Genomic DNA, 12,510 nt, shown 5'->3' on the forward strand with positions numbered 1-12,510 from the left:
CGACCGCGCTGTAACCGCACTGTCGCCAAGGCTGGCCAGAACCGCGGCCGGTGGCGGCAGGGCGTGTGGAGGAACTGCGTTGCGTATTGCTATCGGAAGTCTCGCCTGCCTCGTCCTGCTGCCGGCCGCCGCCGTCGCCGCGGACAGCACGCCGGCCCTGACGGATGCGACGCCAGCCAAGGGTTGGATCATCACGCTCGGCGGGACGGCGGAGCTCGGCCCCAAATACGAGGGCGCGAGCGCTGCCGGGTTTTCCTTCATGCCTTCGATCAGCTGGCGGCGTGTCGGCGAGGCGGAAGGATTCAGCGCGCCGGACGACAGCCTCGACTACGCGCTCTATGAGACGGATCGCTTCAGCTTCGGCGTTGCCGGCGGCTGGAAGAGCGGGCGCTATTCTTCGTCGAGCAGGCACCTGTTCGGCATGCGCGATGTGCCCTGGTCGGTCGAGGCCGGTGTCTTTGCCGAATACTGGCCGATCCAGGATCGCCTGCGTACGCGCGTCGAGGTCCGACAGGGCTTCCATGGGCATCATGGCATCGTCGCCGATTTTTCGGCCGACTGGGTCGAGCGTTTTGGACGCTTCACCTTGTCGGGCGGTCCGCGGCTTTCGCTCGGCAACGCTTCCTATATGCGGCGCAATTTCGGGGTGAGCCTGCCGGAATCGCTGGCCAATGGGTTCATGGCGCCTTACCGGCCGTCGGGTGGCGCCAAGAGCGTCGGCATCGCGACGGCGCTCGAATACAACTGGTCGGAGCAATGGTCGACCACGCTGTTCGCCCGCTACGACCGCATGATCGATCAGGCCGATGGCTCGCCGCTCGTTCGGACGGTTGGCCAGCGCGATCAGGTCACCGTCGGTCTCGGTGCCAGCTACTCCTTCAGGCTCGATCTCTGACGGTTTAGCGGGCGAGCCTGCGGATCCACCCCAATTGGCGATCGATGCAGCGTTCGCGTTCGTAGCCAGCCCGAATCGTCTCGCGGGCAGCGCGGCGGAGCGGCACCATTCGCGGCGCGTGTCGGAGTGCTTCCTCGATACGCTGCGCCAGTTGGTATGGAGCGTCGAACGGGGTGAGGAGGCCGTTCACTCCGTCCCGAACCACCTCCCGCATCGGCGGCGTATCCGAGCCCACGATGAGGCAGCCGCAGGCCATCGCCTCCAGCAGCGACCAGGACAGCACGAAGGGCACGGTGAGATAGACATGCGCCGCCGAGACCTGGAACAGCCGGACCATCGCTTCATAAGATAGCCAGGGGATATGGACGACGCGGTCGGCGAGGCCCGTCTCCGCCAGCATCGCCTCGCGCCAGAGGCTGCCGTCCTCGCGCGGGCGCCCATAGCCGGGGCCGTCCCCGCCGACCGCGACGAAGATCAGCTCTGGATGACGCTCCGCCAGAAGGGCCGCGGCCCGCATGAACTGGGGGTAGCCACGATAGGGATCGAGATCGCGCGCGACGAAGGTGACGACGGGCGCGCCCGGTGCGAGTTCGCGGCCGTCCGGCAGGGTGAAGCGGGCCTCGGGATCAGGCCGGCAGAGGGTGGTATCGATACCGTCGTGACAGACGGCGATGCGCTGCCGATAGGCGGCGGGGTATTGCTGACGCTGCCATTGCGTCGGGGCATAGGCCGCGTCGAGCGTGTCGAGAGCAAGGAGTTGCGCGGCATTGCGCATGCGGATGCGTTGCCGCTCGGCCGGGGGAATCGGCGCCGCAGCGCCGAAATCCAGATCCGAGCCGGTGCTGCGATAATAATACTCGCAATAGCCCAGCAACGCGGCGTCCGGGAGGGCGTCGCGCGCGAAGAGAAGCCCGCCCCAGCCGGTATGGCCGATCACCACATCGGGCGGATCGCTTGCCGCGAGGGAGGTCATCAGCTCGGCGACGGCCTCGCCTGTTCGCAGGTGGTAGTCCGTGGCGGCGAGCGCCGGGTGCTGCGTCGAGGCCTCGCCGACCGTGTAGGCGAGTTGACGCAGGCCGGGCTGCTCGGGCGCCGGGCGCTCGGTAATCAGCGTGACCTCGTCGCCTTGGGCGACGAGGCTCGCGATCAGAGCAGCGAACTGACCAGATCCTGAACGATGAACGAATAGGATATGCATGAAGCCAGCAGGACACCACCGTAGCGAAGGGAATCATTCCACCACTGCTCCAGTCGGCGCAGGGTTTCATGAGTGGTCAGGAGATCGGCATCGAGCCCGTTCTCGGAGCGTGAGCCCAATGAACTGGCCTCGTCGAGCAGGCGCAGCCGCTCGCACAGCATCTGCCCCTTGAGCGAGAGCGAGATGCGGGCCAGGCGTCTGTCGCGTGGAGATGCTCCGCGTTCCAGATAGCCGCTCTCGACGAGCTGCTTGAGATTGTAGGAGGCATTCGAGCCGCCGTAATGCCCACGATCCAGCAGATCGCGCACGGCGATCTCTCCTTGCCCGATGGTGAGCAGAATCATCACCTGTGCTGGTGAAATATCCTCAACGCCGAGCTTGCCCAGTTCGAGCCGCAGATAGTCGAGGAAACGCCGACTCGCACGTTCGATGATACGGGCCAGATCGAATGCCGAAACTCTTCGATCCGGTCCGTCATCCACTTCGCCATCACCGTTGGACCGCTGATGGCCATTCAAGGATCTGCCTGAAAATTGCTCGCCGCCATGCAATTTGAAGTGCATTCCTTACCCCGCCTGATCAAAGTTTGAACAATCCATCCCTTTTTCTTTCCTTCCCCTATGGAGCCTATAGGCAAAGTACATGCCACGCTGTATGGCTAATTACTAAGAATCTATCGATTTAGAATTGGTCATGAACTGGTTCGAAATTCGAAATACCACACAATGATGCCTCATTTTCTGCCTCCTGGTTCGCTGAGATAGGGCTCTAATCTGTCATAATCTTGACACTCCCCGCGTATCTCGTTTGTGAGTGCTCACGCTTGGGCGACGCGGGGTGATGACGACGTCACCTTCTCTGCCCGACAACCCTCGCTTGCGGAGATATGTATGAAGGCGCTGAAGCCGGCTCCCGATGTCTTGATCAGGGATTTGCAGAGGTCGTTCGTCGGCGGTCTCGGCTACGCGGCTCTTCTCAGCCTGTGCGTGAATCTGCTGTTGCTGACGGTCCCGCTCTTCATGATGCAGGTGCAGGACCGGGTCACCGTCAGCCATAGCTATGACACGCTGACGATGCTGCTGGTCATCGCCGTCGGGGCGCTCGTGCTCTACGGGACGATCGAGTTCATCCGCTCGCTGACTTTCCAGACGATGGCGAGCATCTTTGCACGGCGTCTGAACCTGCCGGCCTTGCAGGCGGCGGTCAGCGCCTCGCTGGAACAAGGCTCGGGCCAGGCGACGCAGGCGATCCGGGATCTCAACGACATCCGCTTCTTCATCGCGAGCTCGGCAATCGCGACCCCGCTCGAGGCTGCCTGGTCTCCGGTCTTCCTCACCGTGCTGTTCCTGCTCCATCCGATCTACGGGTTGGTGGGGCTGGCCTCGCTGATCATCCTGCTGCTGCTCGGTGTTCTGTCGGACATGCTGACGCGCCGGGTCCTGAAGGAGGCCAACGAGGCTGGCGTCGCCAGCATCAACGAGGTCGGCGCGAGCCTACGTCACGCCGAAACCATCGAGGCGATGGGCATGCTGCCGGCTTTGGCGCGACGCTGGCGCGGTCAGCAGCTCGCCATGATCGAGCAGCTCGACATGGGGACGCGCCGCGGCAAGCTCATCGCCGCGGTGACGCGCTCGTCGCGGATGACGATGCAGCTTGCGGTCTACGCGACAGGAGCGATCCTGATCATCCGCAACGAGGTCACCGCCGGTACGCTGATGGCCGCGAGCATTCTGCTCGGTCGGCTGTTGGCGCCGTTCGATTCGATGATCACGGATTGGCGGCAATGGGTCCTGGCCGCAGCGGCATGGAAGCGCGTCCGCGAACTCGTCCTGGCGCGCAGCTCGCAGCGGCAGACGGTTCCGACGCCGCCTTGCCAGGGCGACCTCGTGGTCGATCGTGCGATCTTCGCGCCGCCAGGAACCGAGCAGACCGTCATCAAGGGTGTCTCCTTCTCGCTGGAGCCCGGCGAGGTTCTCGGTGTCGTAGGACCGTCAGGGGCAGGCAAGTCGACATTGGCCCGGCTTCTCGTCGGCGTGCTCAAGCCGAATGCCGGCGGCGTCTATCTCGACGGCCATAGCACCTATCTCTGGGAGCGCGGCTCCTTCGGGGCGATGGTCGGCTACCTGCCCCAATCGGTTTCGCTGCTGAACGGCACGATCGCCGAGAACATCGCCCGCATGCAGGACCCCGATCCACATGCCATCCTCGAGGCTGCCCGCATCGCCGGGGTGCACGAACTCATCGGCCGGCTGCCGCTCGGCTACGACACCAGCGTCGCGGACAGCGACTTCAAGCTGTCCGGTGGCCAGAGGCAGCGCATCGGCCTGGCGCGGGCGCTCTATGGAATGCCGCGCCTGATCGTGCTCGACGAGCCGAACGCCAACCTCGACGCCGAAGGTGAGCAAAGCCTGATCCGGGCGGTAGCGGCTGCGCGCGAGAGCGGGGCGATCGTCGTCCTGATCGCGCATCGGCCCTCGGTCATGCAGGTCGTCGACAAGTTGCTCGTCCTGCGGGATGGCCGCGTCCAGCAATTCGGACCGCGTGCGGCGATCGCCGGAATGATCACGCCGAGCGGGCGCGTGGAGATCGAGCCCGCGACGGCTGCCAACGCCGCGCCCGGTGTTGTTGCGCCGCCGGCCGTTCGTGGACTGACAGCATGACCGGCCGCTCCCTGATCAAGAGCCCTGAGCGGACTCTCGTGGCCACGCCGCTGCTGGACGAGCCCGAGGAGCGCACACCGAGCCTGCGCAGCCTCGTATTGGCGGGCGTGGCGGCGATCGGAGTCGGCTTCGGCGGTTTCGGCGCCTGGGCGGTCACCGCCCGGCTGGACAACGCGGCGGTCGCGAGCGGCATCGTGGCGGTCGACAGCAAGCGCAAGACGGTCAGCCATCTGGAAGGCGGCATCCTCAAGAGCTTGCTGAAGACGGAGGGTGAGCGCGTCACCAAGGGCGAGCCGCTGCTGCGGCTCGAGGATGCCCGTGCCCGCGCGGAGCTGCAGCAGCTACAGGCCAAGCGCGTGGGTCTGGTGGCAAAGCTCGCCCGTCTCAGGGCCGAACAGGCGAAGGCTACTGAAGTCGATTTCCCGGCCGATGTCGAAACGGCCGACACGCCGGTCACGCGCGAGGTGCTGCGGGCCGAGCGGACCTTGTTCAAATCGCGCGCGCAGGTCCATGAGGGCAAGATCCAGATCCAGCAGCGCGTCATCGAGCAATACCAGGCCGAGGCGGAGGCGCTGAACGCCCAGATCGATGCCACCAACCGGCAGCGCTCGCTGATCGACGAGGAGGTCCGGATTCTCTCCGATCTCTATGAGAAGCGCTACGCCAAGCGCAGCCAGCTCGTCGAATTGCAGACCAAGCAGAGCGAGCTCGTCGGCCGGGCCGGGGAATATGCCGCGCGCAAAGCCAAGGCGGAGCAAGCCGTGGCCGGTGCCAATCTGGAAATCCTGTCGATCAGCCTCGACCGGCAGAATGAGATTGCCGGGGACATCCAGGAATCCCAGCTGATGCTGTCCGAGGTCATCGAGCGCATCGTCCAGGCCGAGGATGTGCTGCGCCGGCTGGTGGTCACGGCCCCGCAGGAGGGCATCGTCTCCAATATCCGCATGCGCACCGCCGGCAGCGTGATCGCGGCCGGCGAGGCGATCCTCGACATCGTGCCGGAGAACGAGCCGCTGGTCGTCGAGGCCAAGGTCGATCCACGCGACATCGACGCGGTTCGCGTGGGGGCTGCGACCCGCGTCCGACTGACAGCGTTCAATTCGCGTCTGCTCCCGCCGCTCGAAGCGAAGGTCACCTATGTCGCGCCCGATCAGCTCGTCGACGATAAGACGGGGTTCCCGTACTTCGTGGTCCGCGCCGAGATCGATCCCGTGAGCCTGAAGGACCACAAGGTCGCGCTGCATGCAGGCATGACCGCCGAGGTCATGATCGTCAACGGAGCGCGCCGGGCGATCGACTATCTGATCTCGCCCTTCACCGACAGCTTCAACCGCGCTTTCCGCGAGGATTGAGGGGTATTGGGCTGTTCGATTCAGATAGTTCGAATTTGGAAGTATATCCGTACGGATAATGAAGGTATTACCGACTAAAAATAAGCTCTAAATCATTTTGCATCGCAAAATGGTCACAATAAAATTGTTGATGCAGTGCACGCATTGCGTAATTCTTAGGATGTCGAGCGGTGATATGACGCCCGTCATTTCGCCGGAACAGTATCCGGATATGAAGATCCGCGGCGAACCTGCCGACAAATCCGGGTTCATCAACCACCTAGGAGGCGCCGAATGGCGACGATCGAAGGAAGTGCATTCGACGACTTTTTGATTGGCACCCGGTTCAGCGATGTGATTCTCGCTGGCGGCGGCCATGACATCGTGCATGGCGGGGACGGAGTCGATTCGCTGTTCGGCGAGGAAGGCAACGACCTGCTCTATGGCGATGGCGGCAACGATGCGCTGTTCGGCGGCGAGGGTGACGACATCCTCTTCGGCGGCCAGGGCGACGATTTCCTCTCCGGCGACGAGGGTAACGACACCCTGTTCGGCGGGCAGGGCAACGATGTCCTTTCCGGCGGTGAGGGCAATGATTCCCTGTTCGGCGGCCAGGGCGACGATACGCTCCTCGGCGGCGCCGGGGACGACATCCTCCAGGGCGGTGCCGGTAACGACATCCTCCAGGGTGGCGCTGGCAACGACATCCTCCAGGGTGGCGCGGGCAACGACATCCTCCAGGGTGGCGCTGGCAACGACATCCTCCAGGGCGGCGCGGGCAACGACATCCTCCAGGGTGGCGCGGGCGACGACGTTCTGCAGGGTGGCGCGGGCGACGACATGCTGTTCGGCGGCGCTGGCAATGACGTCCTGCAGGGCGGTGCCGGCCATGACACCTTCGTCTTCGCCGGCGGCGGCGGCAACGATGTCGTCCTCGATTTCGAGGCCGGCTCGGACATGCTGCAGATCGCGTCCGACATCAACGGCACCGGCGTGCATTCGGCGGAAGACGTGGCGGCCCGTGCGACCACGGTCGGCGGCAACACCGTCATCGATCTTGGCCATGGCGACACCGTGACCCTCGTCGGCGTGACCGCCGACGACGTTCAGGCCGACCCGCACTCCTACTTCTCGGTCGCCTGATCGCCTTGATGCGCCCCTCCGTCCGGCCGCTATCCGTGGTCGGACGGAAAGGTGCCGTGTCCCGACAACGCCCCGGAGCGCAGTCTTTTCCGCGAGATGGCTTCCATCTCCGGTTCGCGCTCCGGGTTCCTTTCGTGCCGCAGGAACGCCTTCATGCTTTCACTCGCGCCTGTTGCTTCGGCGGTAGCCGCCCCGACCCAGCTCGAACTCCACCGCCTCGGCGGCTCGGTCTTCCTGCTGTGCTGGACGCTCGAAGCCTCGCCCTTCGGCAAACCGTCGATCGCTCTAACGGGTGGCGGGCGCCGCCTCGCCGCCGCGTCGATTTCGCTGGGCCTGCGCGATGGCCGCGAGCGCCTTGCTGTCGCCTTCCGCGCTTCGGGGCAGGATGGTATCGTCGCGACCCTGTCCGATCATGGGCCGCAAGGCGATGTGTCCGCGACCTTCGATCCGGCGCTGGTCCATGGCCTCGCCGATCCCAAGGAAATCCTGACGGACCTCGCGCCGCAGGCGCGGCTGGCCCTCGCCAATGCGTTGCTGCGGGCCTGGCCGCCTCTGTTCGGCCTTTCCACGCTGCCGAATTATCTCTCCTTCCTGCGCCAGTTCCTGCTGCTCCTGTTTCCGAAGCCGGCTGCGATGCAGCCCAGTGCGGTGCTGGTCGAGGGGCAATGGCTGTGTGAGACCATCGTCCCCGCCGATTTCACCGGTCTGCAGACGGCCTCTCGCCTCGACAGTGCCGGCCTGACGCGCCTCGACCTCAAGTCGCGCGTCGGTGTCGCTGATCGCAGCGGCAAGCGCGAACTGCATCTCGTGATGGATGAGCCTCCCGTTCGCGGTGGCGGCCTGCTGATCCTGCAAAGTGAGCGCTCGCTGGCGGTCCGGTCGCTGCCCGGGCGGCAGGTTGCGCCTTCGCTCGGCCGCTGGTGGGCCGGGAAGGCCGCGAGCCGCGATGGTCTGCGCAACTGGGTTGTCGAGCAGCTCGCCGGGCTGTCCGAGCAGGGCCGCCTGCTGGCTGTCGAGATGCAGCGCCGGGTGCCGCTTGCCGTCCAGCATGTTCGCCGAAATGACGATCTGCCCGCTGCCGAGCTTGACCTTGCAGTCTGCAACCGTGCGGGCCTGCTGATCGGGGGCTGGCTGCGCGATCCCGACGAACTGCTGGAGGAGGTGCTGCTGCATCGCGGAGCCGGCGAGCCGATCGCCATGCTGTCGCGTCTTCAGCGTTTCCCGGTCAGGTTGCCGACGGGAGAGGAAGGGGAGACGCGGGCGGCCACGGGCTTTGCCGGCTTCGCATCCGATTACGCTGCGGGTGCGCCGGTGCTGCAGCCGCGCTGCGAGATCAAGCTTCGCTCGGGGACGACCCTGACGCTGCGCCCGCCGGTCCAGCCGGCCGATGCCGCGACGATCCGGGCCCGGGCTCTGTCGGCGATCCCGCCCCAATATCTCACTGCCGCGATGCTGGAGGAGACGCTCGCGCCGATCCTCGCCTCCTGCCAGGAGGAACTCAGCGAGAACCGGCCGGAGCCGACGGTCAAGGCCTTCGGCCGCAGCCCGATCCGGCCGAAGGCCTCCGTCGTCATCCCGCTCTATCGCGTCTATGACTTTCTGCGCGTTCAGGTTGCGGCCTTCGCCGGCGATCCCTGGTTCACCGAGAATGCCGAGCTGATCTATGTGCTCGATTCCCCTGAGCACGAAGCGGAGGTCGCGCACCTCCTCGGCGGGCTTCATCTCGCCTACGGCCTGCCGATGCAACTCGTCGCGATGCGGCGCAATGGCGGCTTCTCGGCCGCCTGCAATGCTGGCGCTCTGCAGGCTCGCGGCGAGGCGCTGGCGCTCGTCAATTCCGATGTGATCCCGGCCGGCAATGGCTGGCTGCCGGAGCTGATCGCCAAGCTCGACCGGCAGCGGAGGGTCGGCGCCGTCGGGCCGAAACTGCTCTACGACGACGGTTCGCTGCAGCATGCCGGGCTGTTCTTCAAGCGCGACAGCAAAGGCACCTGGCTCAACCACCATTACTTCAAGGGCATGCCCGGCAGCTATGCGCCGGCCAATGTCGAGCGGCCCGTGCCTGGCGTCACCGGTGCCTGCATCGTCATGCCGCGCGAACTCTTCGACGAGCTCGGAGGCTTCGACGAGAGCTATGTGATCGGCGATTACGAGGACAGCGATCTGTGCCTCAAGATCCGGCGGGCCGGCTTCGGGATCGTCTATGCGCCCGGCGTCGAGCTCTATCATCTCGAGCGGCAATCGATCTCGCGCAGTGTCGATTACACGCGTGGCGCTGCCTCCCAGCATAACGCCTGGCTGCAGACGCGGCGCTGGGACGCCCAGATCGAGGCGCTGATGCTGGCCTTCGAAACCTCTGCGGTGGAACCCGCTCTGCCCGAACCCGTGCCGAGCGCCCCCGACCTGGTTCCCCGCTTCACTTTCAGGAGAGCGACCGCGGCATGACGGCAATGACGGCCTTGAGAGAGATCGTACCCGAGCCGGCGCCGGCGGAAGCTTCCGCCGGGCCGGAGCTCGACTGGTTGCTGGCCTCGCTGCAGACCAACCGCTTCATGCCGCACCCGCCGCCGGACTCGATCTTCGTCGGCGATGGCGATTATCGCGCGATCGGCGCCGAGTTCCTCGGCCACTTCATCCGGATCGGCCGGTTGAAGCCGCATGAGCGTGTCTTCGATATCGGCTGCGGCATCGGCCGTATGGCGGTGCCACTGACGCAGTATCTCGACTCCGAGCGCGGCAGCTATGACGGCGTCGATCCGGTGATGGAAGGCATCCTCTGGTGCGCCCAGACGATCACGCCGGCCTATCCGCGCTTCCGTTTCCAGCGGCTCGACATCGCCCATCCGCTCTACAACCCGCAGGGCTCGCTGCCCGGCACCGAGGTTCGCTTCGGCTTCGCCAATGGCAGCTTCGATTTCGTGACGATGACCTCGGTCGCGACGCATCTGCCGCCCGAGGAGCTCGTGGTCTATCTGCAGGAAGCCTCGCGGTTGCTCGCGCCGGGTGGGCGCCTCTTCCTCACCGCCTTCGCCATCGACGGTGCCGAGACGGGGCAGGAGCGCCTGTCGTTCAAGCGCTGGCAGGACGGGCCGGGCTGGTACGCGATCGACGAGGCACCGCTGGCTGCCGCCGGCATCGACAGCCGCTTCCTGCTGGAGCAGGCGGCGCAGGCGGGGCTCACGGTCGAAGCCCTGCGGCCGGGGCATTGGCGCGGCATCACCGCGGCCCACTACCAGGACTTGCTGATCGCGACGAAGCCGGGAGGCAAGGGTCCGGGAGGCATGGCATGAGCCCCCGCATCCTCGTCGTCGCGCACAATCACCCCAAGCTGCATCCGGGCGGCACCGAGATCTTCGCGCATGATCTCGCGGGGGCCTACCGCGAGCAGGGCTGCGAGGCGCTGTTCCTGGGCGCGACCAACGCCATGCACCGCGAGCCGCATCCCGGCACGGCGCTGCAATCCATCGGCGAGGACGTGGTGCTGTGGAGCGCACATTACGACCGCTTCCACATGAGCCAGATCGATCACTACGGCACGCTGCAGGACCTCGCGTCGCTGCTCGAGGAGTTCCGGCCGGATGTGATCCACGTCCATCATCTCGTGCTGGTCGGCGCTGAGTTCCTGACGCTGGCGCGTCGGCTCCTGCCGCAGGCGTCGATCGTGATGACGTTGCACGACTACTACCCGATCTGTCATCACGACGGGCTGATGGTGCGGCCGAACGATCGGCAGCGCTGCATGGGCTCCTCGCCCGCCGCGTGCCATGGCTGCTTCCCCGAGATCGGCTCGGATCGCTTCCTGCTGCGCGAGCGCTTCATCAAGACGCATCTCGCGGCGGTCGATCGCTTCGTCGCGCCGAGCCGCTTCCTGCGTCAGCGTTATATCGATTGGGGCCTGTCGGCGGAACGGATCGAGTTCATCGCCAATGCCCGTCCGGCGCAGGACGCTACGCCTCATCGCTCGGCCAAGGGCCGGCGCACCAGCTTCGGCTATTTCGGCAATCTCAACCCGTGGAAGGGCGTGCTGCCGCTGCTGCAGGCGGCCAAGATCCTGCAAGCCTCGGGGGAAGAAGGCTTCAGCCTGCGCATTCATGGCGGTGCGCCGTTCCAGAGCGAAGTCTTCACCACGGCTCTCGACGCGGCGCTCGCCGGCACTGAAGGCGTGGTCAGCCATTGCGGGCCTTACGCCCGGGAGGACGTTCCGGCGCTCATGGCCGAGATCGACTGGGTGGTGATGCCCTCGATCTGGTGGGAGAACGCCCCTCTCGTCATCCAGGAAGCCTTCCAGCATCGCCGGCCGCCGATCGTCAGCAATATCGGCGGCATGGCGGAAATGGTGCGCGACGAGATCGACGGGCTGCATGTCCGGCCGGGTGATCCGGCGGCGCTCGCCCGCACCCTGCGCCGGGCGATGGAGGAGGCCGGGCTCTGGCAGCGCCTCGTCCACGGCATTGCCGAGCAGCCTTCGCTCGCCGAATGCGCCGGCCGCCACCTCGCCCTCTTCGATAGCCTCAAGCTCGCGGAGGCCGCATGACAACGGCTCAGTATCAGGACCAGGAGGTCCGCCTTCCCAACGTCAATCCGGCTCGTCTGAACGGACGGATCGATGCTCTTGATGGCAATCGCCTGCATGGCTGGATCTGGGACGAAGCCCGTCCCGATCAGGCCGTCACGGTGAAACTCTACTGCGACGGCAAACTTGCCGGCGAGGTCGCCGCCGATCAAAGCCGCATCGATCTGCGCCGCAACGGCATCGGCGACGGCAAGCATGCCTTTTCGATGGAACTCGACGAGGCTCTGGTCGCCGCCCGCGGCCGGCTCAGCGTCGTCGGCGTCTCGCCCGAGACGGGTGCGGAGTTCGAGCTGCGTTTGCCGGCGGCGGACGAACTCGCCGCCGAGGCCGCGATCGCGGTGCCGCTCGCACGGTTCTTCGACAAGGTCGAGGTGCTGATCGCGCTCAACCGGCGCGGGCAGCTTGCCCAGAAGGAACTCAACGAGAAGCTCGACCGCATCGCGGCGCGGCTCGAGGAGAACCACGCGCTCGCCGAGGCCACCAAGGCCGAGGCCGAAAGCCAGAGCGAGGTCATGCGCCGCATCGCCGAGCTCGACGTTTTCCAGCTGCGCTTCGACGGCACGCTGCGTGCTTTTGATGAACGCCTCGCCGCGATCCGCAAGGAGGCGCGCGCGCCGCTGCGGCAGGTCACGGTGATCCTCGGTTTCCTGTCGACGCTCGCCGCCGTGATGTCGTTCGTCACGCTCGCCGTCACATTGTGGGGAGGCTGA

Annotated in this window: 10 protein-coding genes; 8 read left to right on the top strand and 2 right to left on the bottom strand. The window is 65.9% G+C overall.

Features of this window, described 5'->3' with window-relative positions; all coding sequences use genetic code 11:
* Window positions 1-79 precede the first annotated feature (79 nt).
* On the top strand, window positions 80-895 hold the full coding sequence (locus CE453_RS06035; protein WP_157732909.1) for a MipA/OmpV family protein: 816 nt from the start codon (window positions 80-82) through the stop codon (window positions 893-895).
* Window positions 896-899: 4 nt separating this feature from the next.
* Here CE453_RS06035 and CE453_RS06040 read toward each other — a convergent pair whose 3' ends face one another.
* Both CE453_RS06040 and CE453_RS06045 read right to left on the bottom strand, forming a co-directional pair.
* Window positions 900-2,093, bottom strand: a complete 1,194-nt coding sequence (locus tag CE453_RS06040; protein ID WP_089173763.1) for a glycosyltransferase — start codon at window positions 2,091-2,093, stop codon at window positions 900-902.
* Window positions 2,042-2,656 (bottom strand): MarR family transcriptional regulator, encoded by a 615-nt coding sequence (locus CE453_RS06045; protein ID WP_089173764.1) that lies wholly within the window; start codon window positions 2,654-2,656, stop codon window positions 2,042-2,044. Before CE453_RS06045 ends, CE453_RS06040 begins: the two co-directional genes overlap by 52 nt.
* Before the next feature lie 327 nt (window positions 2,657-2,983).
* Between CE453_RS06045 and CE453_RS06050 the strand changes: the two genes are divergently transcribed.
* The 7 genes from CE453_RS06050 to CE453_RS06080 all read left to right on the top strand — a co-directional run bounded on the left by CE453_RS06050 (window position 2,984) and on the right by CE453_RS06080 (window position 12,510).
* The gene (locus CE453_RS06050; protein ID WP_248307975.1) at window positions 2,984-4,753 is read left to right on the top strand and encodes a type I secretion system permease/ATPase; all 1,770 of its coding nucleotides are present in this window, start codon (window positions 2,984-2,986) and stop codon (window positions 4,751-4,753) included.
* Window positions 4,750-6,105, top strand: coding sequence for an HlyD family type I secretion periplasmic adaptor subunit (locus CE453_RS06055; protein ID WP_157732910.1), 1,356 nt, complete (start codon window positions 4,750-4,752; stop codon window positions 6,103-6,105). The genes CE453_RS06050 and CE453_RS06055 overlap by 4 nt, the downstream gene beginning before the upstream one ends.
* Window positions 6,106-6,378: 273 nt before the next feature.
* A complete protein-coding gene (locus CE453_RS06060; RefSeq protein ID WP_089173765.1) occupies window positions 6,379-7,227 on the top strand; it encodes a calcium-binding protein in 849 nt (282 codons plus the stop codon).
* A 153-nt stretch (window positions 7,228-7,380) separates the two neighbouring features.
* Window positions 7,381-9,672, top strand: coding sequence for a glycosyltransferase (locus CE453_RS06065; RefSeq protein WP_157732911.1), 2,292 nt, complete (start codon window positions 7,381-7,383; stop codon window positions 9,670-9,672).
* Complete coding sequence (locus tag CE453_RS06070; RefSeq protein WP_089173767.1) at window positions 9,669-10,517, top strand: class I SAM-dependent methyltransferase; 849 nt, start codon at window positions 9,669-9,671, stop codon at window positions 10,515-10,517. The genes CE453_RS06065 and CE453_RS06070 overlap by 4 nt, the downstream gene beginning before the upstream one ends.
* Entirely contained in the window at window positions 10,514-11,761 is a 1,248-nt protein-coding gene (locus tag CE453_RS06075) for a glycosyltransferase family 4 protein (protein ID WP_089173768.1), read from the top strand. The genes CE453_RS06070 and CE453_RS06075 overlap by 4 nt, the downstream gene beginning before the upstream one ends.
* The gene (locus tag CE453_RS06080; protein ID WP_089173769.1) at window positions 11,758-12,510 is read left to right on the top strand and encodes a hypothetical protein; all 753 of its coding nucleotides are present in this window, start codon (window positions 11,758-11,760) and stop codon (window positions 12,508-12,510) included. Before CE453_RS06075 ends, CE453_RS06080 begins: the two co-directional genes overlap by 4 nt.

The sequence above is a fragment of the Bosea sp. AS-1 genome (assembly GCF_002220095.1).
GTDB lineage: Bacteria > Pseudomonadota > Alphaproteobacteria > Rhizobiales > Beijerinckiaceae > Allobosea.